This is a genomic window from Mucilaginibacter sp. P4_E8 (genome assembly GCF_056401495.1).
Genome location: NZ_JBFUJG010000053.1, coordinates 17974 through 35761, shown reverse-complemented (window position 1 = coordinate 35761; position 17788 = coordinate 17974). Strand labels below are relative to the sequence as shown.

The 17788-nt window shown below is 41.4% G+C and carries 13 protein-coding genes; 2 read left to right on the top strand and 11 right to left on the bottom strand.

Features of this window, described 5'->3' with window-relative positions; genetic code table 11:
* The 5 genes from AC1DRQ_RS18055 to AC1DRQ_RS18035 all read right to left on the bottom strand — a co-directional run.
* The coding region (locus AC1DRQ_RS18055; protein WP_477426084.1) for a 3-keto-alpha-glucoside-1,2-lyase-like domain-containing protein at positions 1-254 on the bottom strand (254 nt) is incomplete at its 3' end.
* A gap of 6 nt (positions 255-260) precedes the next feature.
* Entirely contained in the window at positions 261-1145 is an 885-nt protein-coding gene (locus AC1DRQ_RS18050) for a TIM barrel protein (RefSeq protein WP_477426082.1), read from the bottom strand.
* 37 nt (positions 1146-1182) lie between these two features.
* Entirely contained in the window at positions 1183-1635 is a 453-nt protein-coding gene (locus AC1DRQ_RS18045; protein ID WP_477426080.1) for a VOC family protein, read from the bottom strand.
* 118 nt (positions 1636-1753) lie between these two features.
* Positions 1754-2614 carry a TIM barrel protein gene (locus AC1DRQ_RS18040; protein WP_477426078.1) on the bottom strand — a complete coding sequence of 287 codons (861 nt, stop codon included), beginning with the start codon at positions 2612-2614 and terminating at the stop codon, positions 1754-1756.
* A gap of 10 nt (positions 2615-2624) precedes the next feature.
* On the bottom strand, positions 2625-4151 hold the full coding sequence (locus AC1DRQ_RS18035; RefSeq protein ID WP_477426076.1) for a TolB family protein: 1527 nt from the start codon (positions 4149-4151) through the stop codon (positions 2625-2627).
* 295 nt (positions 4152-4446) lie between these two features.
* Here AC1DRQ_RS18035 and AC1DRQ_RS18030 point away from each other — a divergent pair, with 295 nt between their 5' ends.
* A complete protein-coding gene (locus AC1DRQ_RS18030) occupies positions 4447-7299 on the top strand; it encodes a triple tyrosine motif-containing protein (protein WP_477426074.1) in 2853 nt (950 codons plus the stop codon).
* Between the two features lie 131 nt (positions 7300-7430).
* Entirely contained in the window at positions 7431-8564 is a 1134-nt protein-coding gene (locus AC1DRQ_RS18025) for a redoxin family protein (RefSeq protein ID WP_477426072.1), read from the top strand.
* A gap of 80 nt (positions 8565-8644) precedes the next feature.
* Here the strand turns inward: AC1DRQ_RS18025 and AC1DRQ_RS18020 are convergent, their stop codons facing one another.
* The 6 genes from AC1DRQ_RS18020 to AC1DRQ_RS17995 form a co-directional block, all read right to left on the bottom strand.
* Positions 8645-10468, bottom strand: coding sequence for a RagB/SusD family nutrient uptake outer membrane protein (locus tag AC1DRQ_RS18020; protein WP_477426070.1), 1824 nt, complete (start codon positions 10466-10468; stop codon positions 8645-8647).
* A 32-nt stretch (positions 10469-10500) separates the two neighbouring features.
* On the bottom strand, positions 10501-13728 hold the full coding sequence (locus tag AC1DRQ_RS18015; RefSeq protein WP_477426068.1) for a SusC/RagA family TonB-linked outer membrane protein: 3228 nt from the start codon (positions 13726-13728) through the stop codon (positions 10501-10503).
* A gap of 52 nt (positions 13729-13780) precedes the next feature.
* Entirely contained in the window at positions 13781-14494 is a 714-nt protein-coding gene (locus tag AC1DRQ_RS18010) for a hypothetical protein (RefSeq protein WP_429397478.1), read from the bottom strand.
* Between the two features lie 321 nt (positions 14495-14815).
* On the bottom strand, positions 14816-15934 hold the full coding sequence (locus AC1DRQ_RS18005) for an ABC transporter permease (RefSeq protein WP_477426066.1): 1119 nt from the start codon (positions 15932-15934) through the stop codon (positions 14816-14818).
* Positions 15931-17082: an ABC transporter permease gene (locus AC1DRQ_RS18000; protein ID WP_477426064.1), complete on the bottom strand. Its 1152-nt coding sequence runs from the start codon at positions 17080-17082 to the stop codon at positions 15931-15933. The genes AC1DRQ_RS18005 and AC1DRQ_RS18000 overlap by 4 nt, the downstream gene beginning before the upstream one ends.
* Positions 17048-17788: an ABC transporter ATP-binding protein gene (locus AC1DRQ_RS17995; protein ID WP_477426062.1), complete on the bottom strand. Its 741-nt coding sequence runs from the start codon at positions 17786-17788 to the stop codon at positions 17048-17050. The genes AC1DRQ_RS18000 and AC1DRQ_RS17995 overlap by 35 nt, the downstream gene beginning before the upstream one ends.

The window sequence follows — 17788 nt, the reverse complement described above, 5'->3', positions numbered from 1 at the left end:
GCCCACTCCAGCGTCAGGTCGAAATTGGTAAAGGTTTCCTTTGTCAGGAAATCAACATTTGGCACTCCGGTTTGGGCAATCAGAGCTCCATTTTCAATTTTCCACGCTTCAAATGGGAAAGAGTCCATCTTGTAACCTCGCAGTTCCGTTACCGATTTGCCGTTAAACAGATAATGCCACTGATGAGTTTGCTGCCCATAGCTCATGCCAATTGTACCAGACAATAGCAGGAGTAAAAAGAATGTTTTTTTCATAGCCGTTTAAACCAGGTTCTTTTTAATATAAGTTATACTTTGGGTAATGCTGTCGTAAGGGTCGGCCGGGCATTTATCCTGTTCCACAAAAAAGTATTTTAGGCCGGCTTTACCGGCATGTTTAAATATCTTTTTAAAATCAATAGTACCGTTACCTACCTCCGTAAACATCCTGTTTGCCGTGTTATCCATATCCTTGATATGCCATAAAGGAAAACGGCCCGGATGTTCACTGATGAGCGCTATGGGGTCCTGATTGGCTTTAGTTACCCAGTATAGGTCCATTTCCATTTTTACCAGTTCTTTATCGGTATTCGCCAACAGAGTTTCATAGGGATATTTACCATCCTCCTGGATAAATTCAAAATCGTGATTATGGTAGCAAAGCTGGATACCCGCTTTTTTACAGGTTTCGCCTGCCTTATTAAAATCATCAGCTATTTTTTTATAATGCTCTAACGTTCCGCGTTCTGGTACCGAAAGAAAGGCGCAAACCATATACTTGACACCTACAGCAGCGGCATCATCCACTGCCCTGCCCCAATCGTTCAGGATGGTTCCTTTTGGAGACGATCCGTTTACCTGTTCCTCGCCCAAACGATAATGGCAGCTTGGCATGACCAGTCCGTTTTGTTTTAAGAGTGAGGCAAATGCGGCAGGATCCATACCATAAAATTTTTCGTTGCCGGTATAGGTGGCCCCCTCCACGGTGGTGTAACCAATTTGGGCTACCCTGGCTAATGTTGCGGCTGGATCTTTCTGCATGTAATCACGCACAGTGTATAACTGCAGGCCAATATATTTTTTATCGTAAGCAAATAATTTAGGGCTTATCAGCAAGCCTGCCGAAAGCGCTGCCGAAGTTTTGATGAATGAACGCCTGTTGATCATATTTTATGAATTAGATTTATTAAATTAATTGGTTTACTTAGAATTTATCGTCATTTACTTCTATCCAAAAATTGTCAGGATCCTGTAAATAAACTTGTTTAATACCATCGGGCCTCAGTTGCGGCGATTTGGAATCACCTTTCCAGTTACCATACTTTACATGTAGCTCGTCAAGGTGTTTGGTAAATACGGCAAGGTCGGGTACCGAATAGGCATAATGTGTATTGATGTCATGTTCAAAAACTTGGGCGGCCCCTTGTATAACGTGCAGCTGGCTATGCGCGCCGGTTCTGAACCAAACATGTTTTCCATCATGAAAAGGTTCAGGGATTTCCTGCAATTGCATTACGTCGCGGTAAAATGCAGCGCTTTTGGCAAGGTCTTTAACATACAGCGCGTTATGGTCTGCATGGGGGCTGTTTTGAGCAAACGCCCGGCTTCCCATTATTAACTGTATCAATAGTGTAAATAAGTTTATCTTTTTTTTCATGGCTTTTCTTATGTTGGTTTGTTCAAAAGCACCCCGTTTGGGGTGCTTTTTCAATTAGTCAACTAAATCTCAATCAGGGAACTAAAAGCTTCTTTAAGCAAAGTTCGTGTTATCATTTCTAATTAAAATATTTTAATTTTTTAAGGTAATCAATATCATACCTGCTGCTTTCAAGGGCCGAACTTGTGTATTCTTCCTGTTCTACAAAAAAGTGTTTCAATCCTGATTGCTTAACATGGTCAAATAAGCTGTTGATATCTACACTCCCCTTTCCAAACTCGGTGCTTTGCCTGGTTTTGGCATCCATATCTTTTAAATGCCATAAAGGAAAACGTCCCGGGTATTTGTTAAAGTAATATTGAGGGTCGGCACCTGCGGCAATTACCCAGCCCAGATCAAGCTCCATTTTTACCAGGCTGGGGTCTGTATGGTCAAGCAATACATCATATAACGTTTGCTGGCCATCCTTTTCAAACTCCGACGAATGGTTGTGATAACCAAACGTAATACCTGATTTTTTACATACCTCGGCGGCTTTTACAAACGCATCCGCGCTCCGCTGATAATTGGCAATCGTTTGCCCATTTACCGGTAAAACGGAACAGATCAAATAGGGCTGACCAGCCTCTGCCGCTTCATCTACAGATTGCTGCCAATCGGCATCAATACGCACATGGCCGCTGATCAGGCTTATGCCCAGATCAGCAGTAATGCTTTTTATTTCTTTGGGCTTTAAACCGTAATAATTCCCTTTTTCGCTTTTTGCCGATTCTATCTCCTTGTAACCCATTTTTGCAAGCAGTTTTAAAGTATCGGCTGCATCTGCCATCATTTCCTTTCGCACGGAATAAAGCTGGATGCCTACTTTACGGGCGGGCTTGCCAACAGCTTTAAGTAATTGCGGTATTAATACCATGCCGGCAGCGGCTGCGACAGAGGTTTTAAGGAATTTACGCCTGTTATAGTTATTTAACATCATAAGGTGATCTTTATTTAACAGTTTCGTTGGTATTACTGATAAAAGCGATGTGCTTACTATCAGGCGACCATGATGGGGTATTGATTGATCCCTGACCGCCGTATATATAGGCCAGTACCTTTGGTTTACCACCCTCAATAGGCATATAGCGAATATATACATGTTTGTACGGCGGGTGGATACCCGGCTCAACTTCATCTTTTAAAAATGATAAAAATACCATCGATTTGCCATCAGGCGATATGTGGGCAAACCAATTGTTATAGTCGTCGCTGGTTACCTGCTCCTGGTCGCTGCCATCAGGTTTCATCCGCCATATCTGCATCAGGCCCGAACGTACAGAATTAAAATAAATATATTTTCCATCAGGTGTATATTCCGGCCCGTCATCAAGCCCTTTGGTAGTGGTTAAACGGATTTCTTTGCCGCCATTAACAGGTACTTTGTAAACATCAAACTCACCTCCCCTGTCTCCGCAAAACACAAGGCTTTTACCATCTGGTGACCAGCCATGCAGATATGATGGTCCTTTAGGGGTTATTTGCTTAGGCGTACCCCCGGTAACCGGAACCGTATACACAATGGAGCCGCCCAGTTCTTTAACATTGCTACTTAAGCCTATCATTTTCCCATCAAAAGAAAGCACATGATCATTATTATTATGCTGCACATTGCCTGTATTCAATAAAGTGGGTTTGCGGGTAGCTAAATCAAATGTGTACAGCAATCCTTTATTATCATTAAATATCAGGCTTTTGTTATCGGGCAACCAGTTTGGGGCCTGGATAGAATAAGGGACTGTATAAATAATTTCCCGGTTACCGGTGGCTACTTCCATGAGTTCCAGGTTACTTCCCAATGTCATTTGTGTTCTTTGGTCAGCAACGCCGGCATATGGTACAGTTATTCTAACATCCCTGAAAACACCTGTTTCCGCTACATCCGGGTTATGTGAACCCACAAACAAGCCCACATATACCTCGTCGCCCAGGTCAAGATCAGCTACTTCTTCCGTAACAAAAGGCTCCCCGTATTTGGCCATACGCATGGTATAGGTATTACCCTTTCTTTCCAGTTGAATAATGTTGGCGTGGGTAAGCTTTGATTTGATTTCTTCGGTTGTGGCGCCTGCGGTTCTTCTGAATTGTAAAGAGGTAAGCCCGTCGCCATGTTCTACGGCATTAATCTGTGCCGAATTACCCTCCAATGATTTACGTACCATCCAGCCTACTTTACGGTGTTGCTCTACCCCATTCCATCCAACAAACTCAGCACGGGTATATAATATAAAATCGCCCTTAATTTTTTTGTATACGTAATGAAACTCATCATGGTCAAACCATATATTATAGCCGGCTCCCGATATGACATATTGCTGGGTTTGGGGCAGGTAAACGCCAGAACCAGGTTTAGTGTTTGCGCCTACATCAAGCTGCCCATCAAAAATACCTATTGATTTTTGCTGTGCTAAGGCAGATAAGCTGAAGAACACAACACCAAGTGCCGTGATAATTGTACGTAAATTAGTTTTTCTCATTTTCTATATTTTTTTTATGTTATTAAAACTTTATTTAACTTCCGTGATGAATGCGTAAGGCTTAAGTGGCCCTGCAACCAATTCTTTAAACAAATATTATTCAGGCTTTATTTAYCACGTTTGGTTATGGGCCAAAATTAAATTTTGCATCAAACGAGCTATAATTTCGGGTTACATCATTACTACATCATACGGCTATTTATATTACAGATGCCTGTTTAAAGGCATATTTTTTACATTATTTGAAACTATCGGTACCAGGATGAAGAAAAAATGGCTATTGTTTTTTTTATTAATGAAGTTGAGTTGTGCCTTTGCCCAAAATCCAATCGGGCTTCCTAATATCATTTCTTATTACAGGAGCGATTATAATGGCGGCTTACAGAACAGAAGTATTGTACAGGATAAAAATGGGATTATTTATTTTGCCAACAGTGAAGGTTTACTAAGCTTTGACGGAACTTACTGGAACCTTTATCCATTACCCAACAAAACAATTATAAGATCAATAGCTTTTGGCAAGGACGGCAGAATATATGCTGGCGGGCAAAACGAAATGGGATATTTTTCGCCTAATAAAACCGGTAACCTGGTGTTTACATCATTGAAAAACCTGCTGCCAGAAAAAATCACATCGTTTAAAGATATCTGGGACATTGTATCCTACGATGATAAAATATTCTTCCGCTCACAGAACAATATTTTTCAGTTCGATGGCAAATTCATTACCGCCTATCAGCCCGTTTCCCAATGGCAATTTTTAGGGTCTTGTAATGGTCAGCTTATTGCACAGGATGCAACAAAAGGCTTGTTTCAATTTTCAAACGGAGAGTGGTCGCCATTGGTAGTAAACAAATCGCTGCCTCAAGACCTTGCCGTTACCGCTTTATTGCATTTAAGTAAAGACAGTATTTTAATTACAACTTTAAAAAAAGGCCTATTTGTTTTGACCCGGCAAAAAGTAAGTGGTTTTAAATTTAAAGGTCCGGATCCGTTCCTGAACCAGCAAATTATGTGCGCTATGGCAATGGACGATGGTCACCTTGCTGTTGGTACCCACATGGGTGGTTTATATATTATTGATAAGCAGGGGCGTATATTGCAAAACTTTACCCGCAAAGAAGGGCTGCAAAACAACACCGTGCTGAGTTTATTTTTAGATAAAGACCGCAACCTTTGGATGGGTTTAGATGATGGCATTGATTTTAATGCTTATAACAGCGCAATCAAACACATTTATCCCGAAAAATTAAATGAGGGGGCAGGTTACAGCGCCATATTATTTAATCGCGTACTATATATTGGTACATCTAACTGGTTATATCAATTACCTGTTGATGACAACCCGGACCTGAGCGATATTAATGGTACTTTTAAAACTGTTCCCGGTACTAAAGCATCTGCGTGGGGGCTTTTTAAAGTAAATAATAACCTGTTGCTTGCTCACCATGAAGGCGCCTTTCAAATTAAGGACAAACAAGCATTTCCTATCAACACACACTTTGGTTATTGGAATTTTACACCATATGATAAGGTATTGCCATCATCAACAATTATTGCCGGTGGGTATAATGGGCTTGATCTGATCAAATACAACAACAACGCTTTCACTGCTGCAGGGACTATAAATTTCGGTGAATCGTCGCGTTTTGTTATTGTACAAAATCACACAGCCTGGGTAGCCCATACTTATAAAGGCATTTATAGAATAGATATCAGCTCGCCTGCCCACCCCCAAACCAAATTATACACCAATAAAAACGGATTACCTTCTGTATTAAAAAACCGCCTTTTTAATATTAAGAACCGAATGGTAGTGGCTACAGAAAAGGGTATTTATGAATATAATGCCGGTACTGACCGCTTTGAACCCTCTGCTTATTTTAATGCCATTTTTAAAGACAAAAACCTCTGCTTTTTAAAAGAAGACAATCAGGGGAATATTTGGTTCATTGAAGAAAAGAAACTTGGTGTAGCAGATTACTCCAACTCTACCCCCAAGCTAATTTACTTTCCTGAACTCAATGGCAAGCTGGTAAGCGACTTTGAAAATATATATCCGTTAAACGAAGAAAACATTTTTGTAGGTGCCGAAAAAGGTTTCTATCACATTAATTATAAAAAATACAAAGCAAACAAAAGTTCTATCCAGGTGCTGGTCAGAATGGTAAAAGCATCTGGAGATGCTGATAACATTTTAAACGGCGGTTATAATAATGCAAAAAAAGCATTACAACAATTGAGCAGCAAGCAAAACTCTTTACACTTTGAATATTCTACCCCCTCGTTTCAAAAACAATCAAACATTGAATACAGCTATTATTTAAAAAACTTCGACAAAGAATGGTCGGCATGGTCAAAAAGGACTGAAAAGGATTATACCAACTTATCTGAAGGTACCTATACCTTTGAAATTAAGGCACGGAGCAATCTGGGCGATGAATCTGCCATTACCAGCTTTACTTTTACAGTGCTTCCGCCCTGGTATCGCACCATTTGGGCTTATATAGTATATGGCATGCTGTTTATTGCCTTTAACTATTTATTTTACAAATGGCTTAAAAGGAAATTCGTGCGTGAAAAGTTAAAACATGCACAAGAACAAAAGCGCTTAAAATACCTGCACCAGCTTGAAATGGAAAAATCTGAAAAAGAAATCATCGCTCTTAAGAATGAAAAACTGGAATCAGAAATACTGGGTAAAAACTCTGAGCTGGCATCCGTTGCTATGCATTTATTACAAAAAGGTGAGCTGTTGGGCAAAATAAGGGAAGAACTGGTTAGCCTACGGAAATCAACAGATGACATGCCTTCTGAAGAGTTAAAAAAATTGATCAGGATATTAAACCAGGAGAGCAAAATAGACAAAGAATGGGACCAGTTTGCAGAGTATTTTGACAATACACATAGCGATTTTTTAAAAGCCATCAAAGAAATTCATCCTAACCTGAATGCACATGAGCTTAAATTGTGTGCCTACCTGCGCATGAACCTGTCAAGCAAGGAAATGGCCCAGCTTATGAACATATCGGTAAGGGGAGTAGAAATAAGCAGGTACAGGTTACGAAAAAAACTACAGGTACCTACTGAAATAAACCTGAACACTTATTTTACGGATTTTTCATCTTTAAAAAAAGAAACCAGCTAAGCCAGTATTAGCCTTATTTTACTACTTCTCTAATACTTCATTTGCTGATATAAAGTATTATGGTATTTGTTATTTACAGCATTCTGCTAAATTTACTTTACCATTTACAAACAACTAATTTATAAAGTATTATGACAAAGCTAAGTTATCTATCTATTGTATTGTGTGTGTTTATTGGAGGGATTATATGCGCCTTCAGATCGGCCTCCGGTGATCACCCAACACTGGCACTAGGAACCAAAGCTCCTGATTTTAGTTTGCCGGGAACTGACGGCAAAACTTACACCTTAAACTCGTTTAAAAACGCGGCTATTTTAGTGGTTGTTTTTACTTGCAACCATTGCCCAACCGCCCAGGCTTATGAAGACAGAATAATCCAGCTCACTAAGGATTATAGTAGTAAAGGTGTTGCTGTAGTAGCTATAATGCCCAATGACCCTAATGCCATACAACTGAGCGAACTGGGTTATACAGATATGAGTGATTCATTTGACGAAATGAAAAGAAGAGCCACGGAAAAGCATTTTAATTTTCCTTATTTATATGACGGTGCAACACAATCAGTAACTAAAGCTTACGGACCTGTGGCTACCCCGCATGTGTTCATATTTAATAAAGAAAGGAAACTTTGTTTCTCGGGCCGGATAGATGATACAGAAAAACCCACCAAAACTCCCAACACACAGGATACCCGCAATGCCATTAATCAGCTTTTAAATAATAAAATGCCCGTTGAAAGTACAACCAAGGTATTTGGCTGTTCGGTAAAATGGGCCGAAAAAGAAGATTGGCAGCAAAAGGCAAAAGACGAATGGGCAAAAGAGCCCGTTAAGATTGATACAATTGGCGTTGCGGGCATTAAAGAATTGATTAGCAATAAGTCTGACAAGTTACGGTTGATCAATGTTTGGGCTACCTGGTGCGGCCCCTGCACTACCGAATTTCCGGAATTTATTACCATTAACCGGATGTACCGTAAACGCGATTTTGAGCTTGTAACCATAAGCGCGGATGATCCTACGAAAATGAATAAGGCCTTAAAGTTTCTACAGCAATCGCAGGCATCGGCTACCAATTATATATTTAACACAGACGATAAATATAAATTGATTGAAGCTATTGACCCAAAATGGCAGGGTGCCTTACCCTATACCATTCTTGTTGAACCTAATGGTAAAATTGTTTATGCCAAAGAGGGCATCATTGATCCTCCGGCTTTAAAAAAGCTCATAGTTGATAACCCATATATTGGCCGGTATTATTAATAGATTAATAACCGATAGCAGAAAATACAAAAGGCAGCGCATAAGCGCTGCCTTTTTAATATAACCGGTTTTTAAGTTAATTAATTATAACCCGGGTTTTGTTTTAAATTGATCTCGCCGGTTGAGTTTTCAACATCAATTTGCTTTTGAGGTATGGGGAAATATTCATTGATCCCTTTATGAAATTGTGCCGAAGGATTAGTATAGTAAAATGAGTTCCGGGTTTTTTCAACCTGCTGGTAGGTGTTGAGGATCTGGGCCATTGTACCTGTTCCGTTGTCCCAGCGTTGCAGGTCAAAAAAGCGGTGTCCTTCCATGGCAAGTTCCAACCTGCGTTCAAACTGTACGGCCTTACGAGCGTAGGTTTGTCCCTGGGTGACAAAAGTTCCGGTTGGATAAGGTGCAACCTTATACTTATCGGCCGGCTTAGCCTGCGAATTGTATTTTGAACTGGCCGCGTTGTAGGTAGTATTAGCATATACCCAGCCTGCAGGGTCGGTCGCCCGCGTCCGGATCTGGTTAACGTACATTTCGGCCTGTCCCAGGCTCCCTATTTCTACCTCGCACTCAGCTGCCCATAATATAATATCCGCGAATCTGATAAAATTAACATTGTTGGCATCAATGCTGGTAGCACCCCAAAAGGCAGTTTCAGTTGATGACAAGGTACCAGCCTGACTTTTGGCGTACACATTCTTTTTAGGACTGAACACGCCATTTGTCGCAGGGTCGCGGATCCACTGTTTACTGTCTGGCCCCCAATCAAAATATGGCACTCCGGGGCGGCCCATGGTCCAGTCTATACGGGGGTCAACATTACCAGTGTATAAATTAGTGGAGTCACTTACAACCGGGCCATTGTTCCAGGTATCTAATAGCGGCAACCCGTTGGCATCGGTTTTAAAAGCATTGGCCAAATTAAATGAAGGGTTATTGAACCCACAGCAACCACCCGGGGCACCAGGGCCATTAGGAAAATTTAATACATCCCCATAATTACCGTTTAACTGTGAACCATCGTTAACCGATGCCTGGTAAGCAAATACTGACTCGGCACTGTTTTTCGTAGCCGCGTTAAAGTTATCTTCAAAATTCACCAGCGTGTATTTTTGGCCTCCCGCGGTTTGGCCGCTGCTGATCAGMTGATCAAGCAGTGGTTTGGCATCAGTGTATTTATGCTCAAACATATAAACTTTGGCCAAAAAAGCCTTAGCTGCCGATTTGTTCGCCCTCCCTCTTTGTGGTTGTGTTTCGGGCAGGTTATCTATGGCAAATTTCAGATCATCCTCAATCTTAGGCCATATATCTATAAACTTACCTGATTTATCAACATTGGGAACATTAAGGTTGTTATTGGTTATCGTGATAGTTTCATCAACGTAAGGAAAATTATTAAACACTATTTTTCCACCGAAATGATAAAAAGCCCTCAGGAAACGTGTCTCTCCTGAAATTACCTTAGCATCAGCCTCCGAAATATCTTCGGCTTTAGGTAAAACGCGTAATACCTCGTTGCATCTTTGTATTCCATCATACAACAATGCCCATTTTTGCTGAACATAGCTGGTATTTGCGGATGATACCGACCATGTTTGCAATAAAACCAGATCAGGCTGGTCGGTAGGTGTCGACCCTTTGTACGAATCATCGGCACATACGCTGCCATACACCCAGTTGGAGCCGGCACTGCCATAAGCGTAGCCAGTTGAGGTAGACAATCCTATCTCCCCGTCAAGAAGAGAATATGCCCCGATCAATAAACCCTGAACACCGGTTAAATTAGCCACGTTATCAGAACTTAAAGAACCCAGGGGTTGTTTGTCCAAAAAGCTTTTTTTACAACCATAAATTACAATCAAACCGACTAAGCAAAGCGGTAAAATGATTCCGTATTTAGTTTTCATATCATATTTTTTTATTGTTTGTATCACCCTGATTAAAAAGACATATTAACACCGGCAGTAAACGTTTTTTGATTAGCCGGATATGCCCCTCCGTCTATTCCAAATAATGTACTGGATGTATTACTGCCCGGCAATTCAGGATCAAGACCGGTATATTTGGTAATGGTAAAAAGATTGGTGCCCTGTATAAAAACCCGTAATTTTTCTATACCTATCTTTTTTAATTTAAGAGCTGGTATGTTATAACCCAGCACTACGGTTTTGCACCTCAGGTATGAACCGCTTTCGTCATAATAGGATGAAAAAGCAGTGTTATTACTAAAGTTTGATGAACGCTCCAGCATAGGAACTTTGGCATTGGGGCGTTGTGGTGTCCAGGAGTTATATACCGCGTCTTTACTTACGGCTACATCAAACTGCTGCGGAAAATCGGTAGATGACCGGATGATATTCAATACATCGTTCCCAACCGAGGCATACAGGAACATCAGAAAGTCGAAGTTTTTATAAGACGCTCCTATGTTAAGTCCAGTCGTAAACTTGGGGTTAGGGTTGCCAAAAAAGGTACGGTCACTTGCATCTATCTTACCATCGCCATTAACATCCTGATACCTGAAACGGCCGGGCGCAGCAGCATCCTGTGTGGCAGCCGAACTAACTTCGGCGGCATTCTGGAATATACCCATAACCTTATAGCCAAAAAAGGCACCTACCGGATGTCCGGGTTGTAACCTGGAATAGGTTGTTGAACTCCCGCCTGAACCTACATCAATGTATGCGGTTCCTTTTGGCAGGCTCACCACTTTATTATCATACGAGGTAAATGTGCCTGTAAAATCCATTTTAAAATCACTACTAAATGAACCGTGGTAGGTAACAGCAGCATCAATACCCTTATTTTCAATATTACCCGAATTTATAAAAGGCGCCGATGCACCTCCCGCGGTTGATGGCAGGGCTGCCGGAAACAATAAACCGTTAATGGATTTTTTATAAACTTCAAAGGACATATCGATCTTGTTTTTTATGATCGTAGCGTCGAAGCCGATGTTAGTAATGATATCCTCTTCCCAGCTGGTATTGGGGTTACCAAACTGGCTGATGTAAAGCCCCTGCACGGAGCTGTTACTGCTACCGTTAATATCATAGTAAGATAAAACCGCCCCCTGGCCATATAAGGTAAATGCATTGGTTGAGTTGATATTACTGATGGAGCCCAGTTTACCCCAACCTGCACGTATTTTCAAATCATTAACCCAATCCACTTTTTTCATGAACTCCTCGCCCGAGATACGCCAGCCACCGGTAACCGATGGAAAAAGCCCGTATCGCTTATCGGTTGCAAATACCGAGGCACCATCACGGCGCAGCGTGCCACTTAACAGGTATTTATCATTATAATTATAATCAAACCGGCCAAATAAGGAGTACAAGGCCAGTTGATACGGCGTTTGCTGTCCATTAGGATTTACAATGTTTGAATTGGTTTGTGTGCCCGACTCCCCAAAATTCAGGGTCCACAAATTAGGGTCAACCGTAAGATTGTTTGGATTGGTGAGGTAGTAATTGCCCCTCGAAGCGCCAACGGCATTACCCATATTTTTGATAGCCTCGCTGCCAATGAGTACATTAATACTGTGCTTGCCAAACGTATCCTTGTAATTCAGGGTGTTTGTCCAGGTCCAATTGGTGCTGAAGCCGTAGTTTTCAATATAGCTATTGGGATTAGTACTATTCTCCGCGTTCTCGTAACCGGTAAATACAAAGGCGTTATTATAAAAGTAATCTACCGTACCTCCAAAGCTTGTACGTGCGGTAAACTTCTTTAAAAAGTCAACCTCGGCGTATGCGTTTCCGGAAATATTCCAGTCGCTATTTTTATAATCTTTGGTGCGCTGCTGAATAGCAACTGGGTTTGGCGCATTACCCAAACTTTGCGACCCGCCGCCTGCATAATTTCCGTTAATATCATATACTGGTATTATGGTAGGCATCCGGAATGACGCGTTAATAGCATTGGTGCTGTTTACACCAGGCAAATTGGTATAACCTGGATTTTGCTTATAAAACGCGTAAAGGTTCTCGCCTATGCGGATGTGGTCTTTTACTTTAAAACTGGTATTTACCCTTACCGAATAACGTTTAAGATAAGTTTCAATTAAGGTTCCCTGCTGATCAAGATAGCCTAATGAAAACAGGTAATTTGACTTTTCTGTACCACCGCTTACCGACAGGCTATGGCTTTGTATAGGTGCAGGCTTAAATATTTCATGAAACCAATCTGTTCCCTCCTTATTGGCTTTGGTTATCTGATTAGAATATAAGGCATAAGTAGATGGGTCTGTATTCGGATCGCCATTTTTACCAGCTGCAGGGGTAATATAATCAGGAATAACAGGTTCAGGGCCGCTGCCATATTGTTTATGTACCGGTGCTAAACCGTCATTTTTATACTCCTGCCATATAGCATTTGCCGTTTCGGTAGGGTTAGCTAAATTCCATCCTTTTGAGTTAGGACGTTGTGTACCATAATAAGCATCATAGGTAATTGTAGGGACGCCAACTTTACCTTTTTTTGTGGTAACAATTACAACACCGTTTGAGCCGCGCACACCATAAATAGCGGCAGAACCAGCATCCTTTAAAACCTGGATCGATTGTATATCGTTAACATTGATATCATGCAAACTGCCGGGGGTACCGTCAACAATCACCAGTGGATCGGTGCTTCCTACAGATGTTATACCACGTATTTTTATATTACTGGCACTGCCTGGAGCTCCAGAACTAACCACGGTTACACCCGATGCCTGTCCCTGTAATAAAGATTCAGTTGAACCCGAAGGCACTGCTTTTAAATTACTTACATTAACAACCGCAACGGCGCCGGTTATGTCTTTCTTTCTTTGCGAGCTATAGCCCGTAACCACTACTTCGTTCAATGACCTTGAAGCCGGATGAAGATTAATAACCGGGGCGGATTGATCGCCTACCGTAACTTCCTGAGTATCGTAACCGATGTATGAAATGACCAGTATATCGGTAGTTTTAACCGTAAGGGTAAAGCTTCCGTTTAAATCGGTTACTGCGCCGGCAGTAGAACCTTTAATTTTAACCGATGCCCCGATGACAGGTATTTTATCATCAAAGCCAATAACCTTGCCTGTTATTTTTGTTTGCCCAAAAACAGTCAGGTTTAAAAACAATCCGAGGAAAATAAGGCATATTTTCCATGCTGAATAGCGTAGTTTATCATGCATAAAGTGAGATATAAAGGTTAATAATTGATTTTTTTTGTAGGAAATGCCTGGCTTATTTATGCTTTGCCACATTATTATCCAGATGTACATCCCATACGGTAGCTTCTTCTATAACCTCTGGGTCATGTGAGCATATAAATAAGCCTATTAATGCTTCATCGGGCATATTGGGCATGATGTGTGCCCCTACGGTTTTAAGTTGTTCGCCCACATGRCCAACCCGCATGATCACCTTTTTACCTATCCGCTGTAGTTGCACAACCTCAAACTTTTTTTCCGGGAAAAAGATCTCTTCCTGCGGATCGAGCATATTTGCACCTTTTTTTGAGCGCCACTGTAAAACCGTTAATCCGTCGCCATGAGTAACAGCGCTCAGATGGATAGATTTGTCATCGGTTGAGGCCCTGAGCATCCAGCCAACCTTGCGGTGACCGTTTCCCTTATCTCCTTTAAATTCAAAATTGGCTGTAGCAGTAAAATCGCCTTTTACAGGCTTGTACGCATATTGAAATTCGTCGCGGTTAAACCAGATGTTGTAGCCTGAACCTTTGAGCGTGAAACTATGCGTTACCTTATCATATTGCGCATTACCCGCATTTTTAGGATGGCCGATATCCTGGTGGCTGGTAAATACGCCCAAAGAATCGCTTTGGGCATGTACGATATCGCACTGAAGCAGCATTACTATGCTCAAAAAGCTGCTCAGACTTAATTTCAGGATTAGATTTTTGCTATAGGAATAGCCTTCAGATACTTTTTCTTTCATAAAATTGTTGTTTTAATTGGATTGGTTATTAAAATTGGGGTACGCTCAGGGAGCCATTTCCAATGGAAACAAACTTATACAGAAAAGAAAAAAAGCACTTATTTATAAGTGCTTCATTGATACATCAGTAATGATTTTTTAACATGAAGTAGTTTTATGGGGGTACATCATAACTACTTCATATCGTATTTTTTCGTGTGGTGACCTGATCTAATTGATTAACATTTTAATTTCCAATTATTTATTCAGTATTCTTACGGAGTTAACTGAGCGCAGGCCATACATGTATGCAGGGATTCTCTAAAGGCCGGCCATAGTATTTTAACTGGTCTTTTTATAATTATAAATGGCCAAACTGTTAAATATGAGGGCAAACAAAGCGATACTGCCAAGTTGCGATAATATATTTTTAAGGCTGCTCCCTTTAAGCATGATCATCCGCATTACTTCTATCAGGTAACTGACAGGGTTAAACTTCGTAACGGCTTTGGCCCAGTCTGGCATGCTGTCAATGGAGGTGAACAGGCCACCCATGAGAATAAAGATCATGACGAAAAAGAACATAACGAACATAGCCTGTTGCTGCGATTCGCAAAAGGTGGAGATCAACAGTCCAAATCCCAAAACAGCGAGCAGGTAAACCGCGATAAACCCGTACAGCAAGAAAAGGCTGCCTGCCGGTGTTATGCCATATACCAGCCAACCCACGATGAGGCCCAGTGTAAATACCACATTACCCAAAATCCAGAATGGGATAAGTTTGCCTAAAATAAAATGGTGTTTTTTTATTGGGGTCACGTTGATCTGCTCAATGGTCCCCACTTCTTTTTCTTTAACAATATTTAGCGCTGTTAAAAAACCACCGATCATGGTTACCAGTATGGCCAGTATGCCCGGAACCATATAAACATGATAATTGAGCAAGGGATTATACCAGTTTGATGATGCAATATCAATAATCGGCTGCTGGTTAAACGTGCCGGGTTGAATAAATTGCAATCTCACATCACGATTAAAATCCTGGATTACGCCCAGGAGATAAACACTTCCAAGGTTGGCTTTTGTGCCGTTTATAGCATTTACTGCTACGAACAATTTCTGTTCATTTTCGCGCACCAGATCGCGTTCAAAACCATGGGGAATCTCCAATACAAGGTCGGCATCGTCAGATTCAATCAGTCGGAAAGCTTGTTTAAATGAAAACTCATAACCAGTCAATTTGAAATAACCCGAGGAGATTATTTTGGTGATCAGTTTTTGTGAATAGGAAGAATGATCATTATCAATAACCGCTATCTTGACGTTTTTTACCTCGTAATTTGCAGCCAACGGCAGTACAAGAAGCTGCACTACCGGCATTACTATTGCCATTGCCAGTATGGCCTTGTTACGGAATATCTGCCTGAACTCCTTTTGCAGTAAAAATTTGATGGTCCTCATGATAAACGGATTTTAAAACTTTTTAAACTGATAATAAGCATGATGGTGGTTATTCCTGTGAGGATGAGGGTTTCTTTCCATATAGCACCAAAACCGAGGCCTTTGATCATAATATCCTTCACAATAATATAATACCATTTGGCAGGTATAATATTGGAAATTACCTGTAACGCAACGGGCATATTTTCAATTGGAAACATAAAACCACTGAACAGGATAGTGGGCAGCATCATACCCATTAAGGAGATCAGCATGGCCATCTGCATGGTATCGGTCTTTACCGAAATAAAAATACCAATGGTAAGACAAGTAATAATAAACAGCGTACTCTCGGCAAAGAGCAGCAAGATGCTTCCGTTTACAGGCAGGTTGAGCACAAAAACACTGAGCAGCAAAATAGAAATTACATTAACTAATGATAATATCAGGTAGGGCACCGCTTTAGCCACAATTACCTTGAGCGGACTAAATGGTGAAACCAACAGGATTTCCATCGTACCGGTTTCCTTTTCTTTTACGATGGAAACAGCAGTCATCATCACGCAAACCAGCATTAATACCAATGCCATTACTCCCGGCACATAATTGGGCGCGCCCTTGAGTTCCGGGTTATATAAAAACCGAACTTCGGGAGCTATCCGGTAGGGAATATTATTGTTCTTGTTAAAATCTGTCTGATAATCCTGAATAATGGAGCTGATATAACTGGTTAATGTGGTGGCGCTATTCGGATCGGTTGCATCCGCAATTATCTGTATGCGGGCATCATGCTCATGCACCAGGTTATAATAAAAGTTAGCCGGGAAGATAACTGCCAGCCTGATCTCACCCCGTTTAAGGGCTTCCTTCATTTCCTGATTATTCCTTACTGCCTTATCCAACTCAAAATACCGGCTTGCCGCTATCCTGGAGATTAACTGTTGTGAAGCGGCATCATTTGCCTGATCCATAATCACGATCCTGGCATCCTTTACCTCATTGGTAAGGGCAAAGCCAAATATCAGTATTTGTACCACAGGCATCCCGAACAGGATGAGCAGGGTTTTCCGATCACGCAGCACATGCGCGAATTCTTTTCGTATAAATATCAGGAACTGTTTCATAGCTATCAGTTTATTCGCTGCGTTTGGCGCCGCGGGCCAGTTCATAAAATACTTCGTCCATATTATTCGCGTGATAGGTGTCTTTCAAATTTCGGGGTGTATCCAGCGCTTTAATAACCCCATCAACCATGATAGATATGCGGTTACAATACTCTGCTTCATCCATATAATGGGTAGTAACAAAAATGGTTACCCCCCTATCGGCTGCGTCATAGATCAGGTCCCAGAACTGCCTGCGGGTTACCGGATCAACACCGCCCGTTGGCTCATCCAGAAAAACAATTTTAGGCTCATGCAGCACCGCTACCGAAAAGGAAAGCTTTTGTTTCCAGCCTAATGGAAGTGACGCCACCAGCTTTTTCGCCTCCTGCTGTAAACCCAAATGCGCTATCAGTTCTTCGCTTTTGGTTTTGATCTGCTTGTCGGTTAAGCCATAAATGCCACCAAAAAATTTAATATTTTCCAGTACGGTCAGGTCTTCATAGAGCGAAAACTTCTGGCTCATATAACCAATGTTCCTTTTGATTTGCTCGGTTTGCTTATATATATCAAAGCCAGCTATGGTAGCCTTGCCAGACGATGGAGTAGAAAGCCCGCACAGCATGCGCATGGCGGTGGTTTTCCCTGCACCATTGGCCCCCAGGAAGCCAAATATCTCGCCCTTGTCTACCTCAAAGGTGATCTCGTTGGCGGCAATAAAATCGCCAAAGCGCTTGGTTAGTTTATCGGTTTTTATTACGGCATCGCTCAT